Genomic DNA, 19,782 nt, shown 5'->3' on the forward strand with positions numbered 1-19,782 from the left:
GCCGTCCGAAGCGGTTCTCACCTTAGAGCGCCTCACGCGCGGTCGCCATCGATTTTCGTCGCGGTGCTTGTCGCCACCCCCTTCAGCCGCGCACGACGAGCGGGTGGGCGGCGTCGGTCACCCGTCCAGCATGTGGTGCATGACGGGTTCCGGGATGGCGGGGTTGGCCGCGGCGGCCATCGCGGTGGTGCGGTCGCGCAGGAGGGCGGTCAGGACGCGGGTGGGGAGGCGCGGGTCGGCGGCTGCGGCTTCCCGTATGGAGGAGCGCGGATCGTCGAGCAGCCGGATCACGGATGCGACGGACAGCCGCTCGTTGTCCAGCGCGGACCGGCGGACACTCGCGTCCGCGTCCCGGCTGAACCGTTCCACCAGCTCGGGGGTCGCCTCCGGATCGAGGAGAGCGAGCCCGCGCGTACGGGGGTCGGGGTCGTCCGCGAAGCGGAGGAGGCCCTGCCGGGGGAAGTTGGGGTGCTCGGTCATCCTCGCGGCCGAGTAGCCGTTCCAGGTCCGCACCATCTCCAGCAGGACTTCCGCCGGGGCCTGGGCGCAGTGTTCGGCGAGGAAGAGCCGGACGAGCCAGTCCTCGTCGTGTGCCAGCAGGTCGACCACGTCGGGCGGCAGATTCTTCGCGGCCGCGGCGCTGCGGCGGAGTGCGACGTGCGCGGAGGTGGCGCAGCGGCGCATCGCCTCCTCGTCGTCGTGCAGGTCCCGGACCCACTCGAGTGGGCGGAAGTGGTTGGTCGGGTCGAACTCGACGGCCACGCGGGAGCGTTCCGACTCGGTGAGTTCCGGACGGACGTACACCCACCAGCGGACGGCGGGCTCCGGGTCCTGGCCGAGCAGGGCCACGAGGTCGGCGTCCAGGTGGGGATTCTGGGCGACGGCGCCGCGCAGGGCGGTCTCGGTGGCGTGGGCCAGTTCCTCGGCCAGCACGCGGGTGAGGACGCAGGTGTGCGCGGCGCGTTCCCGGTGGGCGTCACCGGGAAGTGCGGCGAAGCCGGCCGCCGGGAGCGGCGCGGAACCGTGGTGGAGCAGCAGGGCTTCGCAGCGCACCGCGGTGTCCGGGTCCGCGAGCAGGGCCGTCCGCGCCGGAGGAGTCAGCCGGGTCCAGGCGCGGGAGGCGACCTCCTGGCGTACCCCGGGGTCCGGGTCGGCGGCGAGCGCGGTGAGGTGCCGCACCGGCAGGTCGCGGTGACTGACCAGTTCGGCGCGCACGCGCGGGCTGGGGTCGGTGGCGAGCTGGGCGAAGGTCTCCTCGGTGAATACGGGGTCCTGGTACACCACACTGGTGAGGAGCACCCACCGATGTCGCGGATCGGGATCGCGGAAGAGCGCGGCGTACTGTTCGGCGTCCAGAGGCCGCTCCGCCAACTCCGCGCGAACGGTCCACTCGGGGTGCGCGATCCAAGCCTCGATCACGTCCTCGGGCAGCTCCCGGTACTTGAGCCGGGACGGGAGCCGGTCCTCGGGACCGATGTCGGTGAGGCGGCGCAGCACGGCCGCGGGGGCGGCGGGGTTCGCGGCCAGCCCCTCGCGCCAGGCGCCCCGCAGCCGGACCGGGGCGGTCTTCCGTCGCAGGACGATGTCCCAACCGGACTCCCGACCCCCCGGGCTCTCCATCGCGCGCTCGCGTGCCGACGCTTCCAGCCAGTCGGTGAACGGGGCCACGGCGACGAACCAGACCTCGTACTCCTCGCAGGTGACGCCCAGGACGCTCTCCCCGTCCGGGGACATCGTCACGAACTCCGGCTGACCCGCCTTCGGCCCGAGGTGACCGGCCAGGTCCCACTGCTCCCCCAGCCGCACGCGGGTCCAGCCGGTGCGGCCCTGGTCCGCGACGGTGATCAGGAACTCTCCGCCCGCGTCGAACACGCCGTGCTCGACGGCGAGTCGGTGCCACTGCCGGTTCAACTCGGCGACCAGGTCGGGACGGTCGTCCGGCACCGCGAGCGTGGGCTCCGTGCTCGCCGCGATCACCGGGCGCCAGGCGGCCGTCGGGGGGCGCGCGTCGGAGACCGGGCCGGGTTCGACCACCTCGAGACCGGCGCGGTGGAGCAGTTCGTGGAGTTCGGCGTGGTCACCCGTCATGCCGTCATCCTCCCCCACGGTTTCGGTCAACCGTTCGCGCAGGGGTTGCCGTTGAGACTGAACGCCCGTGGCTCTCGGTTGCCCCCGGCCCATGTCCCGATGAAGCCGAACGCGATCGTGCCGTGGGCGGCGATCTCGCGGTTGTAGCTCTTGGCGTCCGTCGTGACCTGGGCGCCGTCCTGGTGGGGGGTCGCGTCCCAGGTCTGGCCGATGTGCTGGCCGTCGGGGAAGGTCCAGGCGAGCTGCCAGCCGGAGAGGGGGGCGTCGGTGGTGACGCGGACGGTGGCCTGGAAGCCGTCGCTCCACTGGTCGTCGAGGTGGTAGTCGACCTGGCAGGTGGTGGGGGTGCTCGGGGTGGGGGTCTGCGACGGGGTCGGGGTGGGCCGGGGCACGGGTGGCGGGGGTTTGCGGGTGGGGCTCGGCTTCGGGGGTGCGGGGACCGGGAGGGTGCGGGTGGTGGCCGGGGCCGCGGAGCGGGAGGGGGCCGGGGTGGGATCGGGGTGCGGGGTGTCGGGGGCGGCGATCGGCTTCTGGTCGTCGCGGGCGGACACGTCCGTGTCGTCCGGGGTGCCGAAGGGCATGAGGGAGACGCCCAGGGCGACCGCCGACAGCAGTCCGGCCGCCGCCAGGAGGCTGCCGCGCAGTACGCGGCCGCGGGCCGCCTCGTCGTCCGTACGTACCCCCGGCCCCGAGGCCGTGCTCACGCCGAGGCGGACCTCGGCGGCGCGGCGGCGGCGTTCCAGGTAGGCGAGGGCGCCCCAGCCGATGACGCCTCCGGCGAGCGCGGCCGGGATGCCGCCGCCGTGCAGACGCAGGCAGGCAGCGGCCTCGGCGCAGGGGACGCAGGTGGCGAGGTGGCGGGAGAGGTCCTCGGGGGTCTCCGCGCCGGGCGAGCGGGTGACGGCGTCCAGCAGCCGGGCGTAGCTGCGGCACTCGGCGTCCAGCGGGGTGTCGCGGTGGGCGCGGTGGCAGCGGTCGTGGAACAGGACGCGGACCTGGTCGAGTTCGGCGGCCGTGGTCAGCGGGTCCAGGCCGAGGCGGCGGGCGACGGTGGGCAGCGGGAGTGCCTCCACCTCGGCGAGCCAGAGCAGCGTGGCGTCGGCCTCCGGCATGTCCCGCAGGCCGCGCAGCGCGACGGGTCGGCCCAGCGGCGGGCCCGTGTAGCGGGCGGCGGCCTCGGAGTTGAGCCAGAGGCGGAGGTCGGGGTCGAGCTTGTGGCCCTGGCCCGCGCTCTCCCAGCCGGTCACCGTGTCCCGTACGGCGGTGAGGAGTCGGGGGATGACCGGCAACCGGGTGGCGCGGCCGCGTACGGCGCCCTGCGCGGCCCTCAGTTCACGCATGCCCAACGTGAAGGCTTCGTCGGCCAGTTGGTGTGCCGTTCCCGCTCCCGACGTGCACAGGTCCGCGTAGGAGAGGACCGCGTCCCAGCACTCGGCGAACAGCGCTGCCTCGGCGGCGTCCTGAGGGGGCGACAGATCGGGCATCGGTCTCCAGCGTCCACGAGCGAGGGGCAACTCATCGCAACCATGACGGAGTTGGGGGCCTCGCGGAGGCAGGAGCCTTTCACGCCGCCGCCGGGCTGACAAGCGGGTCAGGCGGATCGGGTGAGCCACTCGTCGCCCGGGGTGACCGTGCCCCGGACCGCCGCGCGCCCGCCACTCCGTACAGGGGTACGGAGGCGGGCGCGCGGCGGTTCAACGCACCGGTTCAGATCTCCACCCGCTCCTCGGCGGAGAGGCTGTCCATGAAGGAGCTGACGGAGAACACCGCGTTGCCGGGGCCGGGCGGGCCGTAGCCGGGCGGGTAGGAGAGGCCGAAGTCGTCCATGGTGTTGCGGTACGCCTCCAGCAGCCGGATGTGGTACTCCAGCGGCGCGCCCTGCGGGTTGGCCTTGCCGAGCGGGGTGGTGGGCTCAGGGCACCAGGTGGTGAAGCGGGGCGTGATGCCGTGCGACATGAAGAAGCGCAGGCCCTCGGTGGTGGAGGCGATGGCCTCGTCGACGGTGGTGAAGCCGAAGGGCTCGGCCATCTCCACGCCTGCCACGAAGTTGGGGATCACGTTGCGCGCGCCGAACACGTCGGCGGAGTCCAGGATGCGCTTGTGCCACTCGTCCCGGCCGACGTACCGCTCCTTGCCGGGGCAGTACATCTTGAACAGGTACTCGTCCCACACCTCGAAGTTGGGGTGGTAGATCTGCACGCCGTAGTCCTTGAAGCGCTGGACGTCCGGCTTGGGCAGCGCCTGCGCGACGACCTTGCCGATCCAGCGGCCCGGGAAGTGCTCCTCGATGGCCTTGGCGTAACGCCCGTAGAAGTCGGCCTCGTCCAGCCCCTGGACCTTCGACGTGATCGCGCCGCCGGTGAGCGTGTACGCGGTGGAGATCTTGGCGGTGTCGTACTTGTCGATGATCTCCAGCGCCTCGAGGACCTCGTCGACGTCCTTCACGCCCGTGTACGGACGGCCCGCCGCCTTGTGCTGGCGCCAGTTGTGGTTGATGTCGCAGTACTGGCACTCCTCCTTGGCGCCGAAGTACTGGCAGACGCGGAACGCGGTCAGGTAGATGAGGTAGCCCCACTGGATGGTGGGGGCCACCTCCATGACCGACTTCCCGTTGGAGAGCTTGTGCCGGTAGTACTCCGGCATCGGCGGCACACCCACGTCGGAGATCCGCTTGCCGTCGAGGTAGAGGCCGAGCTGGCCGTGCTCGTCGGCGGCGACCCGGTAGGGGGAGGCCGGGTTCACGCGGACCGAGACGACGGTGCGCCGCAGGTCGTAGGGGCCGCCGGTGAGGATGATCTCCTCCGGGGGCCTGCGCAGCGCGGCCTCGCCCAGCTCGGGCAGGGTGCCGTGGTCGAAGGAGAAGATGAAGTACGACTTCGGCTTGACCTCGCCGCTCTCGTTGTCGCTGAGCGCCGAGGGGTCGAAGGCGACTCCGCCCCGGAGCAGGTCCTCCTTGAAGACGGCTTCCCGCGGCACATGCGGGAACCGCTCCATCAGATCCTCGACCAGCGCGGTGCGGCTGCCCATCCCTGTCTCCTCCGGCTAAGGTTCCCGGCTCACACGTACATCTCACACCGTATGCCCCCACTTCCCGGCAAGCCCTCCCGGGGGGCTGTGAGGCACGCGACGTGTTGTCGCGCGGTCCAGGTCTTCGCAGGTCGCGGCGGTGATGAGAGGGTCTGGGCACAGGCATTCTCGGGGAGGGACGGCAAGGATGAGCGAGTCGGCGCGGGCGGTCACCAACTGGGCGCGGAACATCACGTACACGGCCGCGGAGTTCCACCGGCCCGCCTCCGAGGAGGTGCTGCGCGACCTGGTGGCGGGCAGCGCGCGGGTGCGGGTGCTGGGCAGCGGGCACTCCTTCAACCGGATCGCGGACCCCGGCGCCGGGGGCGTGCTGCTGTCGGTGGCCGGACTGCCGACGGTGATCGACGTGGACACGACGGCCCGGACGGTACGGGTCGGCGGCGGCGTCCGGTACGCGGAGCTGGCCCGCACGGTGCACGCGCACGGGCTGGCGCTCGCCAACATGGCGTCCCTGCCGCACATTTCGGTCGCCGGGTCGGTGGCCACGGGCACCCATGGCTCCGGTGTGGGCAACGGGCCGCTGGCGTCGGCGGTGCGCGAGGTGGAGCTGATCACGGCGGACGGCGGCACGCTGCGGATCGCCCGCGGGGACGCCCGTTTCGACGGCGCCGTCACCTCGCTGGGCGCGCTCGGCGTGGTCACCGCGCTCACCCTCGACCTGGAACCGGCGTACGAGGTCGAGCAGCACGTCTTCGCCGAACTCCCCCTGGACGGGCTGGAGTACGAGACGGTCGCGGCCTCGGCGTACAGCGTGAGCCTGTTCACCGACTGGCGGGCGCCGGGGTTCCGGCAGGTGTGGCTGAAGCGGCGTACCGATCAGGCGCCGGTGGACTTCCCCTGGGCCAAGCCGGCGGCCGGGGCGCTGCATCCGGTGCCGGGGATGCCCGCCGTCAACTGCACCGAGCAGGGTGGGGTGCCCGGCCCCTGGCATGAGCGACTGCCGCATTTCCGGGCGGAGTTCACGCCGAGCAGCGGGTCGGAGCTGCAGTCGGAGTATCTGCTGCCGAGGGCGGACGCCATGGCCGCGCTCCATGCCCTGGACGCAATCCGGGCGACGCTCGCCGGGGTGGTGCTGACCTGCGAGGTACGGACGGTCGCGGCCGATACGCAGTGGCTCAGTCCGGCGTACGGGCGGGACTCGGTGGCGCTGCACTTCACCTGGATCGAGGACGCGGCACGCGTGCTCCCCGTGGTCCGCGCGGTGGAGGCCGCGCTCGGCACGCTGGACGCCCGGCCGCACTGGGGGAAGGTGTTCGAGATGCCGTCGGCGGTCATCAAGGAGCGGCTGCCCAGGCTGGCCGACTTCCGCGCGCTGGCCGCCGAACTGGACCCCGCGGGCAAGTTCGCCAATGAATTCGTGCGGGAGATTCTTGCCTAGAGCCTCTAGGATATGGGCTAGACATCCAAGGAGGCAGAGCCATGGCGCGTGCGGGGATCACGGCCGACCGGCTGGTCGCGGCCGCCGCCGAGCTGGCGGACGAAGTCGGCTTCGAGCACGTCACCCTCTCCGCCCTGGCCCGGCGCTTCGGGGTGAAGGACGCGAGCCTGTACTCGCACGTCCGGAATCTGAACGACCTGCGCACCCGGCTGGCGCTGCACGCGGGCGGCGAGCTGATCGACCGCATCGCGGCGGGAGTCGCCGGACGCGCGGGCCGGGACGCGCTGACCGCGTTCGCGGACGCGTACCGCGCCTACGCCCTCGAGCACCCCGGCCGGTACGCGGCCACCCAGATCCGCATCGACCAGTCCCTGATCGCGGACTCCCCCGCCCTGCGCCGCACCGCCGAGATCACCTACGGGATGCTGCGCGCCTACGGCCTCGCGGAGCCCGACCTCACGGACGCGGTACGCCTGCTGCGCAGCACCTTCCACGGCTACTGCGTCCTGGAGTCGGCGGGCGGCTTCGGCGCCGACCGCGATGTGGACGCCTCCTGGGACAAGGGCGTCGAGGCACTGCACCGGGCGCTCGAACACTGGCCGAGGGAGAGCGAGCGATGACACCCCCTGACTTCGACGTCACCGGCACCGGCCCGGTGCTGCTCCTCCTGCCCGGCGGTGCCGGGCATCCGATGGGGCTGGGCCCGCTGACCGCGCGGCTGGCACGCCGGTTCACCGTGGTGACGTACGACCCGCTGGGCCTGGCGCACGGGCGCCTCGGGCAGCCGGTGCCGGATCAGCGGCCGGAGGACTGGGCCGACGGCGCGGACCGGGTGCTGGCGGCGGTGCTGCCGCCCGGCGAGCGGGGGTACGTCTTCGGGACCAGCTCGGGCGGGATCGCGGCGCTCGCGCTGGCCGCGCGGCATCCGGAGCGGCTGGCGCACGTGGTCGCGCACGAACCGCCCTGCGCACTGGTACTGCCGGACGGGGCGGAGCGGCGGCGGGAGCTGATCGCCGCGCTGGACGGTCCCGAGCGGCCGCCCGCCGAGGGGCCGGACGCGACCCCGATGGGCGTCTTCCTCGCCCACGTCCTGGGTCCGTTCACCGCGTACGTCCCCGCGTCCCGGCCGGACCGGCTGACGCTCGCCGCAGGAGCGGACTCACGCGGTCAACTCGCCTACCGCACAGCCGAGTTCCTGGCTGACGGCGCCCTGCTGGAACTCCCCGGCGGCCATCTCGGCACCCTGGAGCACCCGGTCGAGTTCGCGGACCGGCTCTCCGACGCCCTCACGTCGATTAGCGTCGAGTGATGAGCACCGACCTGACCACCGCCCTTGCCGAGGGCCCGCCGCTCGTCCTGGACGGCGGCCTCTCCAACCAGTTGGCTGCGGCCGGGCACGACCTGAGCGACGAGCTGTGGTCGGCGCGGCTGCTCGCGGAGGACCCGGAGGCGCTCACCGAGGCCCACCTCGCCTACTACACGGCGGGCGCCGACGTGGCGATCACCGCCAGCTACCAGGCCACCTTCGAGGGCTTCGCGGGGCGCGGCATCGGCCGTGCGGAGGCCGCGCGCCTCATGGCGTCCAGCGTGGAGCTGGCCCGCGAGGCCGCCCGGCGGGCCGCCGTCACCCGTCCGCTGTGGGTGGCGGCCTCGGTGGGCCCGTACGGCGCGATGCTCGCGGACGGCTCGGAGTACCGGGGCCGCTACGGCCTGACCCGCGCCGAGCTGGAACGTTTCCACCGCCCCCGCCTGGAGGTCCTGGCCGAGGCCGCGCCGGACATTCTGGCCCTGGAGACGATCCCGGACACCGACGAGGCGGCGGCCCTGCTGCACGCGGTACGCGGCCTGGGCGTCCCCGCCTGGCTCTCCTACAGCATCGACGGCGACCACACCCGCGCCGGTCAGCCCTTGGAGGAGGCGTTCGCCCTGGCCGCGGAGGCTGAGGAGATCATCGCGGTGGGCGTGAACTGCTGCGCCCCCGGGGACGTGCCCCGAGCGGTGGAGACGGCGGCACGGGTGACGGGCAAAGCAGTGGTCGCCTACCCCAACAGCGGCGAGACCTGGAACGCTCGGACTCGCGCCTGGGACGACTCGCCCACCCTCGATCCCGCCTTCTCGGCCACAGGCGCTCGCCTCGTGGGCGGTTGCTGCCGCGTGGGTCCGGAGACCATCACCGCGATCGCCCGGTCGCTGGGCCGGGTCTGACCGTCCGGTCAGCGCCTCCGCAGCACCGGTGACCTGCGCAGCCGCCGTACCGCCGCGAGCCGGTCCGGCGAAGAGGGCTGGCCGGGCACGAGGGGGCGGGTCCAGAGGGCGAGTTCCGCGTCTCGGGCGCCGTGGGCCAGGTCGGGGCCGGAGGTGTCGAAGACGCGGGTGGGGCGGCTGGCGCTCCAGGAGGGCCAGCCGGGATCGCCCGTGGTGGCGAAGCCGACCCAGGAGGCGTGCATGGTGTCGGACAGGGACTGCGGGGCGCCCTTGCCCGCGAGCTTGACCGCCTCCTCGACCTCTCCCGTGTCGAAGACGAAGCCGAGTTCCAGGGAGTGGCAGGCGCCGAGGCCGGGGCGCAGGGACGGCCAGGCGAACTCGTACACATGGGAGCGCGACGGGCGGGCGTCGGCCAGGCGGTGCAGGGGGAGGCGGAGCATGTGGTCGGTGATCAGCTGGCCGACCAGTTCGGCGGCGCCCGCCGACGGGTTCAGGGCGCGGTAGCCGCGCGGCACCTCGGAGCCGACGCGGCAGCGGGCCATCGCCCCGGCCAGCGCGACCGCGCCGAGCCGGTCGACATGCTCGACCAGGCCGCCGGGCACCAGCCACAGCCGGTACTCGTCCCGGGTCCAGCCCATCAGCAGGTCGACGCCGGGCGCCGCGTCCCCGTCGACGAGGGCGCGCAGCGGGTCGGTGGGGACGAGGTCGCCGTCGACGACGAGGCCGAAGCCGGGCCCGCCCAGGAGGGGGCTGCTGCGTCGGCTCACCTCGGCCTGGGTACGGAGCAGCAGGTCGCGGTCGACGGCCGCGAAGGCGGCGGCGGTCGCCGGGACCTTCAGCCGGGTGGCCATCCGGCGCACCATGCGCCGTACCTTCTCCCGGTCCGAGACCTCCGGCGCCCCGCTCTGCAGCACCGCCCGGCGGACCAGCCCGCGCGCCTGCGGGGCCGCGATCAGCACGCCGGTGCTGATCGCTCCGGCCGACTGTCCGGCCAGGGTGATGTTGCCGGGGTCGCCGCCGAAGGCCGCGATGGACTCGTGGACCCAGGCCAGCGCGGCGAGCTGGTCGCGCAGGCCCAGGTTGGCGGGGGCGTCCGGGAAGAGGCCGTAGCCCTCGACACCCAGCCGGTAGTTCACCGAGACCAGGACGACGCCGTCGCGGGCGAAGGCCCGGCCGTCGTACACCGGAACTGCCGAGGAGCCCCTGGTCAGCGCGCCGCCATGCAGCCAGACCAGCACCGGGAGGCGGGCGCCGGGGCCCGGTTCGGGGGTCCAGACGTTGAGGTTGAGGCAGTCGTCGCCGGGGATCGAGGGGTCGGAGAGGTACTGGGCGAACGCCTCGGAGTACGGGGGTTTCGGCGGGGTCGGCCCGAAGGCACCGGCGTCCCGGACGCCGTCCCAGGGCTCGGGCGGCTCGGGGGCGCGGAAGCGGCGGGAGCCGAAGGGGGGTGCCGCGTACGGGATGCCCCGGAACACCGCGACCCCGTGCTCGTACCGGCCGCGTACCGCGCCGTACGGGGTGCGGGCCACCGGGCCCGTCCGGTCCGCCGTCATCGCCCACCAGCCCTTCGTCGCCGATGCGGCCGCCGGGGCGGCGCGCACCACATCTGTCTCCCAGAGCGCCGCGCGGAGTGGATCTATTCCGGCGCACCGACCGTCCGTACGGTCAGTCGTCCTGGGGGTCCTTGGGGGGCTGGTGGCCGTTCCTGGTGTGGCCGCGCAGCCGCCCGGTGATGTCCTCCGGGGGCAGGAAGCGGGACCAGCGCTCGGGGAACTCGGACGGCATGTCCGGGTCGTCCGGGTCGGTGTCGCGCAGCCCGGCCGCCCAGGCGACGTAGTCCGCGACCTGGGCCTCCCGCTGGCGTTCGTTGGCCTCGCGGGCGGCGGCGGTCGCGGCGGCGGGCCAGACCCGGTCGATGGCGGCGTTGACGGCGGCGCCGACCAGTACGGCGAACGCGGACACGCCGATCCACAGCAGCACGGCGACGGCGGCGGCGAGGGAGCCGTAGATGGTGGCGCCCTCGATGGTGTGGGTGAGGTAGACGCGCAGCAGGAGGCTGCCGAGGACCCACATGGCGAGGGCGACCAGCGCGCCGGGCACGTCCTCGATCCACGGCGAGCGGACCGGGACGGACACGTGGTAGAGCGTGGTCAGGAAGACGATGGACAGCACGATGACGACCGGCCAGTACAGCACCTGGACGACCGTCGCCGACCAGGGCAGCACCCCGACCACCGCGTCCGGTCCGGCCACCATCAGCGGCAGCGCCACCGAGCCGATCAGCAGGGCGACCACGAACAGCAGGAACGCCATGATCCGGGTCTTGACGATGCCCCGGACCCCGTCGAGGCCGTACATGACGGTGATGGTGTCGATGAAGACGTTCACCGCGCGCGAGCCCGACCAGAGGGCGAACAGGAAGCCGATGGAGATGACGTCGGGTCGGCCGCCCTTCATCACGTCGTCCAGGATCGGCTCGGCGATCTCCTTGACGCCCTTGTCGGACAGGACGGTGCGGGAGGCTTCGAGGAGGTTGGTCTCCAGGCTGTGGATGGTGTCGGCGCCGGTCCAGTCGTCGACGTAGCCGAGCAGGCCGATGAGGCTGAGCAGCAGCGGGGGCACGGACAGCAGCGTGAAGAACGCGGCCTCGGCGGCGAGGCCCAGGATGCGGTACTCCATGCAGGAATTGACGGTGTCCGTCAGCAGCAGCCAGGCCGTCCTCCGTTTGGAGACGTTCCGGTAGAGCGCCTTGGCCCGGTGGAGGCGACCGTGGGGCCGCTTGGGGGATTCGCTTGCTGACTGCACGTCCTAACGGTATCCGCCGCACCGCGCGCCCCTCACCTCGCGGGGCGCGTACGGGAAAGGCCCGGTGGACGGCTCTGCGCCGCGGGGGTGGCGCCGCGCCGACTCGGCACCGCCCCCGCGACACGGGCCCGCGACCGGGCGCGAACGCCGCCCGGAGGCGGCGCGGGAGTCAAGTCTCCCGCCGCACTTCCGGGTTCACCAGGGTTGCAGGGGGTTGCAACTTGTCGCCGACAGTGCGCGGAGGGTGTTCCCCGACCCCGGAACGGCGGCAGTATGGGGGACGTCGGCCGACCGGAAACCGCCGTCCGGACGGCTTGACAGAGCTGTGCGCGCTGTCCGGACAGGGAAGGACTCCCGTGGTGAACCCGCCGATGGACGTGGCGCGTCTGGCCGCCGTCGACGCGCCCCGCACGGCACGGATGCTCCGGCAGGTGCGCGAGGCGACGCTCGCCGGGCGACGTGCGCCGATGGCGCCGCGGCCGGTGATCGGGCAGTCCTGGGAGCGGGTGCTGCGCGGCGGTGTCGACCCCGACCGGGACGTCAGATCGGGGCTGTTGACCGCCGAGGAGGTGCGCCACCGCCGGGAGGAGTCGCCGCTCAGGCACGTCCTGCCGGTACTGCGCGAGGGACTGCTTTCGGTCGCGGACGCCGCCCGGCACATCATGGTCGTCGCGGACGCCGAGAGCCGGGTGCTGTGGCGGGAGGGCTCGCCGTCGGTGCTGCGCCGGGCGGACGGGATCGGCTTCGAGGTGGGCGCGGACTGGCGCGAGGAGGTCGTGGGCACCAACGGGGTGGGCACTCCGGCGGTGGTGCGGCGGCCCGTCCAGGTGTTCGCCGCCGAGCACTTCGCCCGCTCGCACGCCTCCTGGACCTGCGCGGGCGCGCCGGTCACCGATCCCAGGGACGGGCGGCTCATCGGCGTGGTCGACATCAGCGGCCCGCTGGAGACCATGCATCCGGCGACCCTGGCCTGGGTGGAGTCGGTGGCCCGGCTCGCCGAGGCCCGGCTGCGCGAGCTGCACCTCGACTCGCTGGAGCGGCTGCGCTCGGTGGCCGCTCCGGTGCTGGCCCGGCTGGACGGGCGGGCGCTCGTGGTGGACCGGGACGGCTGGTCGGCGGCCGTGACGGGGATGCCGTACGTACGCCGGGTCGCGCTGCCCAAGCCCCTGTCGCCGGGCAGGCGCCTGCTGCCGGTGCTGGGCGCGTGCGCGGTGGAGCCGCTGGCCGGGGGCTGGTTGCTGCGGGCGTCCGCCGAACAGCCGGGCGCGGGCGGTGCCGGGCGCCTGGTGCTCGACCTGTCCCGGCCGGAGCGCCGGCTGCTCACGGTGTCCGAGGCGGGCGGCACCTGGTCGCGTGAACTGAGCGAGCGGCACGCGGAGTTGCTGTACCTGCTCGCCGCGCAGCGCGCCGGGCGCAGTGCGGCGGGGCTGGCCGAGGACATGTTCGGCGACCCGTCCCGCACGGTCACCGTCCGGGCGGAGATGTCCCGGGTACGCCGATATCTCGGGACGCTCCTCCTCCATCGGCCGTACCGGTTGCGGGAGGACGCCGAGGCGGAGGTGCTGCTTCCCGGCAACCCCCTTGACCTGCTGCCCCGTTCGACGGCACCGGGGGTGGCGCGGCGCCGTACGGCACAGGAGACGCGCTGAGCGCCCCCTTTCACGCCGGGCGCCTCCTGCCGCACACCGGGCACCTTCCGCGTATTTGCGGGCTCTTGGCCCCGGCGCGAGGCGTGCTGCCGTAGCATCCGAGGCGGGTCCGCCCCGTGCCGGGTGATCAACGCGACGATCGCCGGGCACAGTTGGCCCGCCTCGGGAGGAGACATGAAGCAACGCGGCAGACACCGCAGGCGCAGACGGGGCGCGGCCCTGCGCGCGGCCCTCACCGGGGCCGGGCTGGCGCTCACCGCGGCGGCCACGCTGATCAGCACCTCGCAGGCCGAGGTGGCCGGGAACCCCGGCGCGCTCAGGCCGCTCACCGCCGCCCCCGACACCGCCCCGCTGCGGCTCCAGGAGCGCCTGGAGCCCGCCCCCGTCCTGAACCGGCTCGCCGCGGCCATGGGCCGCCCGGTCGGCGTGGACACCGTGCTCGGCGACGCCGACCGCCAGATGCGCACGGGCGCCGACTGCGCCGACGGCGACCGCTCCTCCCTGCCCCTGACCCCCGAGGCCACCCGTTCCTATTGCTGGGACCCGGCCGACACCGCCGACACCGCCTGGCGGCCCGCCGCCGTGACCACCTCCGGCGACGCCGACGAGGACGGGGTCTGGGGCAGCCACCGGGTGGTGCTGACCGGCTGGACGCATGCCACCGACACCGGGAGCAGGGCCGAACGCGGCCTGACCCGCGTCGCGTTCACCAGCGTCGACGACCCCGCCCGGCCCGTCTACCGCTGGGTCCTGCTGGTGGTGCCCGTCGACGACGGCCGGGACTACCGCCCCCTGACCTCGGGCATCTCGGGCATGGTCTGGAACCACGGCAAGCTGCTGGTCACCGCCTCCGACGGCGGCGCCGAGGCGCTCTACGTCTACGACCTCGACCGCATCCAGCGCACCACCACCAACGAGCCCGCCGTCGGCCGGGTGCCGCACGGCTGGTCGGCCGCCGGTTACCGGTACGTCCTGCCCGCCGTGGGCTCGTACCGCTACGCCCAGGGCCGCTGCGCGGGCGGCCGCCCGCCGTGTCCCGGCCCGCTCGCGCTGGACCGGAGCACCGCCCCGGACAGCCTGGTCGCGGCCGAGCGCACCGCTCCGGACGGCGCGCGGCGCGCCCGGCTGTGGCGGTACGCGTTCAGCTCCGACCCGGCGCGCGGCGGTCTGCTCGCCACCGACTCCGCCGGGCACACCGACGCCGTCGAGGTGTTCCGGACGAAGGCGCGGGGGGTGCGGGGGGTGCTGTCGTACCGGCATGCCGGGACGGCGGGCGCCTCCTGGTACACCGGTCAGCTGCCCGGCGCCAAGGACGGCCGGGGCGGGCTGTGGCGGCAGGACGCGGACGGCGCGAAGGGCGCCCGCTGCGGCGCGGACGGCTCGCACCACTGCTGGACGGAGTCGGCGGTGTCGCTGTCGTACTGGCAGGAGACCGGCGAGGTGTGGTCGCTGTCGGACCGCATGCTGTTCTCGGTGCCGCTGGCCTCGCTCGAACGCTCGCTGGACTGAGCCGTGATCCCGCCGCCGACGATCGACAGTCCGGTCGGCGGGATGATTCCCTAAAGCCCATGAGCAGCGTCCCTGTCACCACCTGGTCCCTGGAACAGACCTCGCCGTCCGACCTCCTGCCCGCCGCGGCACCCGAGGGCGACGCGGTACGGATCGTCCGGGCCGAGGTGCCGTCCCCCGAGTTCAACCGGTTCCTGTACGCCTCGGTCGGCGGCGACATCCAGTGGACGGACCGGCTCGGCTGGACCCACGCACGGTGGCGGGAGTACCTGGGGCGGCCGGGCGTGGAGACCTGGGTGGCGTACGAGCGGGGCACGCCCGCCGGGTACGTCGAGCTGGAGGCGACCGGCGAGGGCGTGGTGGAGATCGCCTACTTCGGTCTGCTGCCCGCGTTCCGGGGGCGCCGGATCGGCGGGCATCTGCTGTCGGTGGGCACGGCCCGCGCCTGGGACCTGGCGACGCGGTGGCCGGGCCTCGACCCGGTCAAGCGGGTGTGGCTGCACACCTGCAGCAAGGACGGCCCGTACGCGCGGGACAACTATCTGCGGCGCGGCTTCACCCTGTTCGACACGAAGGTGGAGCTGGAGGCGGAGCTGCCGACGCCCGGACCGTGGCCGGGCGCGTTCCTGGGCGACTGACCCGGCACCGCCTCCCCTCTCCGTCTCGCCATTCAGAATAGATCCGTCCAGATGGCGGACAATGGTGGACTGGCCCGATCGGCGCGTGACACGCTGCCGTCATGTCTGGAACTGGAATCGCCTTGGTGAGTCGACGGCACGTCGACCTCGGCCGCATGTCCAGCGCCATGTGTCGGGCGAGCTGAGCACTCCAGCACCGCCGACCTTTTCTCCACCCCGTTCAGCGCAACGCCGCGCACGTGTGCCCCGCGTGCGCCCTTGCGCGCAGGCCAGAGCCGATTTGCCGCCTGTTTCTGATGTGACGCCTGTTTCCTAAGGACGTAGAACCATGGCCCCCAGTCCCCAGGACCCCGCTGCCGCCACGCCCCGCCGCAAGGTGAGCCGTCACCGTGGTGAGGGCCAGTGGGCGGCGGGACACCACACCCCGCTCAACGGCAACGAACAGTTCAAGAAGGACGACGACGGTCTCAATGTGCGGACACGCATTGAGACGATCTACGCCAAGCGGGGCTTCGACTCCATCGACCCCAACGACCTGCGCGGCCGCATGCGCTGGTGGGGTCTGTACACCCAGCGCAAGCCCGGTATCGACGGCGGCAAGACCGCGATCCTCGAACCGGAGGAGCTGGACGACAAGTACTTCATGCTACGGGTCCGGATCGACGGCGGTCGGCTGACCACCGCCCAGCTCCGCGTGATCGGCGAGATCTCGCAGGAGTTCGCGCGCGGCACCGCCGACATCACCGACCGGCAGAACATCCAGCTGCACTGGATCAGGATCGAGGACGTGCCGGAGATCTGGCGGCGCCTCGAAGGGGTGGGCCTGTCCACCACCGAGGCGTGCGGCGACGTCCCGCGCGTGATCCTCGGCTCGCCGGTCGCGGGCATCGCCGAGGACGAGATCATCGACGGCACCTGGGCCATCGAGGAGATCCAGCGCCGGATCATCGGCAACAAGGACTTCTCCAACCTGCCGCGCAAGTTCAAGTCCGCGGTCTCCGGTTCGCCCCTGCTGGACGTGGCGCACGAGATCAACGACATCGCGTTCGTCGGCGTCGAACACCCCGAGCACGGGCCGGGGTTCGACCTGTGGGTGGGCGGCGGCCTGTCCACCAACCCCAAGCTCGGGGTACGGCTGGACGCCTGGGTGCCGCTGGAGGAGGTGCCGGACGTCTACGAGGGCGTCATCTCCATCTTCCGGGACTACGGCTACCGCAGGCTCCGTAACCGCGCCCGGCTGAAGTTCCTGGTCGCGGACTGGGGTCCGGAGAAGTTCCGGCAGGTGCTGGAGGACGAGTACCTCGGCCGCAAGCTGCTCGACGGCCCCGCGCCCGAGCAGCCCGTGGAGCGCTGGCGCGACCACGTCGGCGTGCACCGCCAGCGCGACGGCCGCTTCTACGTCGGGTTCGCCCCGCGCGTCGGCCGGGTCGACGGCGCCACCCTGGCGAAGATCGCCGGGGTCGCCGAGGAGCACGGCTCCGGCCGGCTCCGCACCACCACCGAGCAGAAGATGATCGTGCTGGACGTCGAGGGCGACCAGGTCGAGTCCCTCGCCGCCGCTCTCGAGGCGCTGGACCTCCGGGTCACCCCCTCGCCGTTCCGGCGCGGCACGATGGCCTGCACCGGCATCGAGTTCTGCAAGCTGGCCATCGTCGAGACCAAGGCGCGCGGCAGCGCCCTCATCGACGAACTGGAGCGCCGCCTGCCGGAGTTCGACGAGCCGATCACCATCAACCTCAACGGCTGCCCGAACGCCTGCGCCCGTATCCAGGTCGCGGACATCGGTCTCAAGGGCCAGTTGATGATGGACGAGGAAGGCCGCCAGGTCGAGGGCTACCAGGTGCACCTGGGCGGCGCGCTCGGTCTGGAGGCGGGCTTCGGCCGCAAGGTACGCGGCCTGAAGGTGACGTCGCGGGAGCTGCCCGACTACGTCGAGCGCGTGCTGCGCCGCTTCGAGGCCGAGCGCGCCGACGGCGAGCGGTTCGCCGTGTGGGCCGCGCGGGCCAGCGAGGAGGCGCTGTCGTGAGCGAGCGTGCCGCACCGTTCCACTGCCCCTACTGCGGGGACGAGGACCTGCGCCCGAGCGAGGAGGGCCACGGCGCCTGGGAATGCGGAGCCTGCAATCGCGCCTTTCGGCTGAAGTTCCTCGGGCTGCTCGCCCGGGGGCTGAAGCGGGGCGACGACGGAGGGGACGACCGGATATGACGACCGCTCAGAAAGAGCGCACCGAGGACGAGTTGAGGGACCTGGCCGAGCGTGCGGGCCGTGAACTGGAGGACGCGCCCGCGCTGGAGGTGCTGCGCTGGGCGGTGGACACCTTCGGCGAGAGGTTCTGCGTGACCTCGTCCATGGAGGACGCCGTGGTGGCCCACCTGGCCTCGCGGGTACGGCCCGGCGTGGACGTGGTGTTCCTCGACACCGGCTACCACTTCCCGGAGACCATCGGCACCCGGGACGCCGTGGACGCCGTGATGGACGTCCACGTCGTCACGCTCACCCCCGAGAAGACGGTGGCCGAGCAGGACGCGGAGCACGGGCCCCGGCTGCACGACCGCGACCCCGACCTGTGCTGCGCCCTGCGCAAGGTCCAGCCGCTGGAGGCCGGGCTGACGGAGTATCAGGCGTGGGCCACCGGGCTGCGCCGGGACGAGTCGCCGACGCGGGCGAACACCCCGGTGGTCGGCTGGGACGCCCGGCGCCGCAAGGTCAAGGTCTCCCCCATCGCCCGCTGGACCCAGGACGACGTGGACGCCTACGTCGCCGAACACGGCGTGCTGACCAACCCGTTGCTGATGGACGGCTACGCCTCGGTGGGCTGCGCCCCGTGCACCCGGCGGGTGCTGGAGGGCGAGGACGCACGGGCGGGCCGCTGGGCCGGACGCGGCAAGACCGAATGCGGGCTGCACGGATGACGACCCATCAGAACGAGGAGCGACGAGACGTGACGACCGGAGCCACCGTCTGGCTCACTGGTCTGCCGAGCGCGGGCAAGACCACCATCGCCATCGAACTGGCCGCCCGGCTGCGCGCCGAGGGGCGGCGCGTGGAGGTGCTCGACGGCGACGAGATCCGCGAGTTCCTCTCGGCCGGGCTCGGCTTCGCCCGCGAGGACCGGCACACCAACGTGCAGCGCATCGGCTTCGTGGCCGAACTCCTGGCCCGCAACGGCGTGCTGGCGCTGGTCCCGGTGATCGCGCCCTACACGGACAGCCGCGAGGCGGTGCGCAAGCGGCACGCGGCGAACGGCACCCCGTACCTGGAGGTCCATGTGGCGACCCCGGTCGAGGTGTGCGGCGAGCGGGACGTGAAGGGGCTGTACGCCCGGCAGGCCGCGGGTGAGCTGACCGGGCTCACCGGTGTGGACGACCCGTACGAGGAGCCCGAGGCGCCGGACCTCAGGATCGAGACGCAAGGACAGAGCATCGCGCGGTCGGCGGCCGCGGTGCACGCCCTGCTCGGCGAGAGGGGACTGGCATGACGACGACCGTCGCCAAGGTCACGGGAGGCGGCGAGGGCACGGACAGCCCGTACGCCCTCTCGCACCTGGACGCGCTGGAGTCCGAGGCGGTGCACATCTTCCGCGAGGTGGCGGGCGAGTTCGAGAACCCGGTGATCCTGTTCTCCGGGGGCAAGGACTCGATCGTCATGCTGCATCTGGCGCTGAAGGCGTTCGCGCCCGCGGCCGTGCCCTTCGCGCTGCTCCATGTGGACACCGGACACAACTTCCCCGAGGTGCTGGAGTACCGGGACCGTGTGGTGGCCGCACATGGGCTGCGCCTCCATGTGGCCTCCGTACAGGACTACATCGACCGGGGCGTGCTCAAGGAACGTCCCGACGGCACCCGTAACCCGCTGCAGACGCTGCCGCTGACGGAGAAGATCCAGAGCGAGCGGTTCGACGCGGTGTTCGGCGGCGGACGGCGCGACGAGGAGAAGGCCCGCGCCAAGGAGCGGGTGTTCTCGCTGCGCGACGAGTTCTCCCAGTGGGACCCGCGCCGCCAGCGCCCGGAGCTGTGGAACCTGTACAACGGCCGCCACGCGCCCGGCGAGCACGTCCGGGTGTTCCCGCTGTCCAACTGGACCGAGCTGGACGTGTGGCAGTACATCGCCCGCGAGGGCATCGAGCTGCCGGAGATCTACTTCGCGCACGAGCGCGAGGTGTTCTCCCGCAGCGGCATGTGGCTGACGGCCGGGGAGTGGGGCGGCCCGAAGGAGACCGAGCCGGTCCAGACCCGGCTCGTGCGGTACCGCACGGTGGGCGACATGTCCTGCACGGGCGCCGTCGACTCCGACGCGACCACGCTGGAGGCGGTCATCACCGAGATCGCCGCGTCCCGGCTCACCGAGCGCGGCGCGACCCGCGCCGACGACAAGCTCTCCGAGGCCGCGATGGAAGACCGCAAGCGCGAGGGGTACTTCTGAC

At 73.1% G+C, this 19,782-nt stretch carries 18 protein-coding genes; 13 read left to right on the forward strand and 5 right to left on the reverse strand.

All coding sequences use genetic code 11. The annotated features are described in order from the left end of the window. Positions 1-117 precede the first annotated feature (117 nt). The 3 genes from ACI2LY_RS06670 to ACI2LY_RS06680 form a co-directional block, all read right to left on the reverse strand. Complete coding sequence (locus tag ACI2LY_RS06670; protein ID WP_404706186.1) at positions 118-2,088, reverse strand: PE-PGRS family protein; 1,971 nt, start codon at positions 2,086-2,088, stop codon at positions 118-120. Positions 2,089-2,114: 26 nt separating this feature from the next. Beyond that, entirely contained in the window at positions 2,115-3,572 is a 1,458-nt protein-coding gene (locus ACI2LY_RS06675; RefSeq protein ID WP_404706187.1) for a cellulose binding domain-containing protein, read from the reverse strand. A gap of 223 nt (positions 3,573-3,795) precedes the next feature. After that, the gene (locus ACI2LY_RS06680; RefSeq protein ID WP_404706188.1) at positions 3,796-5,115 is read right to left on the reverse strand and encodes a radical SAM protein; all 1,320 of its coding nucleotides are present in this window, start codon (positions 5,113-5,115) and stop codon (positions 3,796-3,798) included. 187 nt (positions 5,116-5,302) lie between these two features. On the opposite strand from ACI2LY_RS06680, the gene ACI2LY_RS06685 reads away from it, so the two are divergent. From ACI2LY_RS06685 to mmuM, 4 genes are read left to right on the forward strand one after another with little or no spacing between them, the layout of a single operon-like run. Further along, a complete protein-coding gene (locus ACI2LY_RS06685; RefSeq protein WP_404706189.1) occupies positions 5,303-6,553 on the forward strand; it encodes an FAD-binding protein in 1,251 nt (416 codons plus the stop codon). Positions 6,554-6,594: 41 nt separating this feature from the next. Next, positions 6,595-7,173, forward strand: a complete 579-nt coding sequence (locus ACI2LY_RS06690; protein WP_404706190.1) for a TetR/AcrR family transcriptional regulator — start codon at positions 6,595-6,597, stop codon at positions 7,171-7,173. Further along, positions 7,170-7,862, forward strand: a complete 693-nt coding sequence (locus ACI2LY_RS06695) for an alpha/beta fold hydrolase (RefSeq protein WP_404706191.1) — start codon at positions 7,170-7,172, stop codon at positions 7,860-7,862. Before ACI2LY_RS06690 ends, ACI2LY_RS06695 begins: the two co-directional genes overlap by 4 nt. Beyond that, entirely contained in the window at positions 7,862-8,758 is an 897-nt protein-coding gene (gene mmuM, locus ACI2LY_RS06700; RefSeq protein ID WP_404706192.1) for a homocysteine S-methyltransferase, read from the forward strand. Before ACI2LY_RS06695 ends, mmuM begins: the two co-directional genes overlap by 1 nt. Before the next feature lie 8 nt (positions 8,759-8,766). Here mmuM and ACI2LY_RS06705 read toward each other — a convergent pair whose 3' ends face one another. Then, on the reverse strand, positions 8,767-10,311 hold the full coding sequence (locus ACI2LY_RS06705; RefSeq protein WP_404706492.1) for a carboxylesterase/lipase family protein: 1,545 nt from the start codon (positions 10,309-10,311) through the stop codon (positions 8,767-8,769). A 112-nt stretch (positions 10,312-10,423) separates the two neighbouring features. Continuing rightward, complete coding sequence (locus ACI2LY_RS06710; RefSeq protein WP_393911725.1) at positions 10,424-11,563, reverse strand: YihY/virulence factor BrkB family protein; 1,140 nt, start codon at positions 11,561-11,563, stop codon at positions 10,424-10,426. A gap of 371 nt (positions 11,564-11,934) precedes the next feature. Here ACI2LY_RS06710 and ACI2LY_RS06715 point away from each other — a divergent pair, with 371 nt between their 5' ends. The 9 genes from ACI2LY_RS06715 to cysD all read left to right on the forward strand — a co-directional run bounded on the left by ACI2LY_RS06715 (position 11,935) and on the right by cysD (position 19,781). Beyond that, entirely contained in the window at positions 11,935-13,212 is a 1,278-nt protein-coding gene (locus ACI2LY_RS06715; protein ID WP_404706493.1) for a GAF domain-containing protein, read from the forward strand. Between the two features lie 174 nt (positions 13,213-13,386). Next, positions 13,387-14,721, forward strand: coding sequence for a hypothetical protein (locus tag ACI2LY_RS06720; RefSeq protein WP_404706193.1), 1,335 nt, complete (start codon positions 13,387-13,389; stop codon positions 14,719-14,721). A 59-nt stretch (positions 14,722-14,780) separates the two neighbouring features. Next, positions 14,781-15,359, forward strand: coding sequence for a GNAT family N-acetyltransferase (locus ACI2LY_RS06725; RefSeq protein ID WP_389002514.1), 579 nt, complete (start codon positions 14,781-14,783; stop codon positions 15,357-15,359). Between the two features lie 101 nt (positions 15,360-15,460). Then, on the forward strand, positions 15,461-15,544 hold the full coding sequence (locus ACI2LY_RS06730; RefSeq protein WP_350748019.1) for a putative leader peptide: 84 nt from the start codon (positions 15,461-15,463) through the stop codon (positions 15,542-15,544). 143 nt (positions 15,545-15,687) lie between these two features. Further along, entirely contained in the window at positions 15,688-17,385 is a 1,698-nt protein-coding gene (locus ACI2LY_RS06735) for a nitrite/sulfite reductase (RefSeq protein ID WP_404706194.1), read from the forward strand. Beyond that, entirely contained in the window at positions 17,382-17,564 is a 183-nt protein-coding gene (locus ACI2LY_RS06740) for a hypothetical protein (RefSeq protein WP_130336901.1), read from the forward strand. Before ACI2LY_RS06735 ends, ACI2LY_RS06740 begins: the two co-directional genes overlap by 4 nt. Then, positions 17,561-18,271, forward strand: coding sequence for a phosphoadenylyl-sulfate reductase (locus ACI2LY_RS06745; RefSeq protein ID WP_404706195.1), 711 nt, complete (start codon positions 17,561-17,563; stop codon positions 18,269-18,271). Before ACI2LY_RS06740 ends, ACI2LY_RS06745 begins: the two co-directional genes overlap by 4 nt. After that, positions 18,253-18,837: an adenylyl-sulfate kinase gene (gene cysC / locus ACI2LY_RS06750; RefSeq protein WP_404706196.1), complete on the forward strand. Its 585-nt coding sequence runs from the start codon at positions 18,253-18,255 to the stop codon at positions 18,835-18,837. The genes ACI2LY_RS06745 and cysC overlap by 19 nt, the downstream gene beginning before the upstream one ends. Continuing rightward, positions 18,834-19,781, forward strand: a complete 948-nt coding sequence (gene cysD, locus ACI2LY_RS06755; protein WP_389002530.1) for a sulfate adenylyltransferase subunit CysD — start codon at positions 18,834-18,836, stop codon at positions 19,779-19,781. The genes cysC and cysD overlap by 4 nt, the downstream gene beginning before the upstream one ends. The last annotated feature ends 1 nt before the right edge of the window (position 19,782 follow it).

Source organism: Streptomyces sp. NPDC002176 (genome assembly GCF_044903645.1).
In the GTDB taxonomy this organism is placed as follows: domain Bacteria; phylum Actinomycetota; class Actinomycetes; order Streptomycetales; family Streptomycetaceae; genus Streptomyces.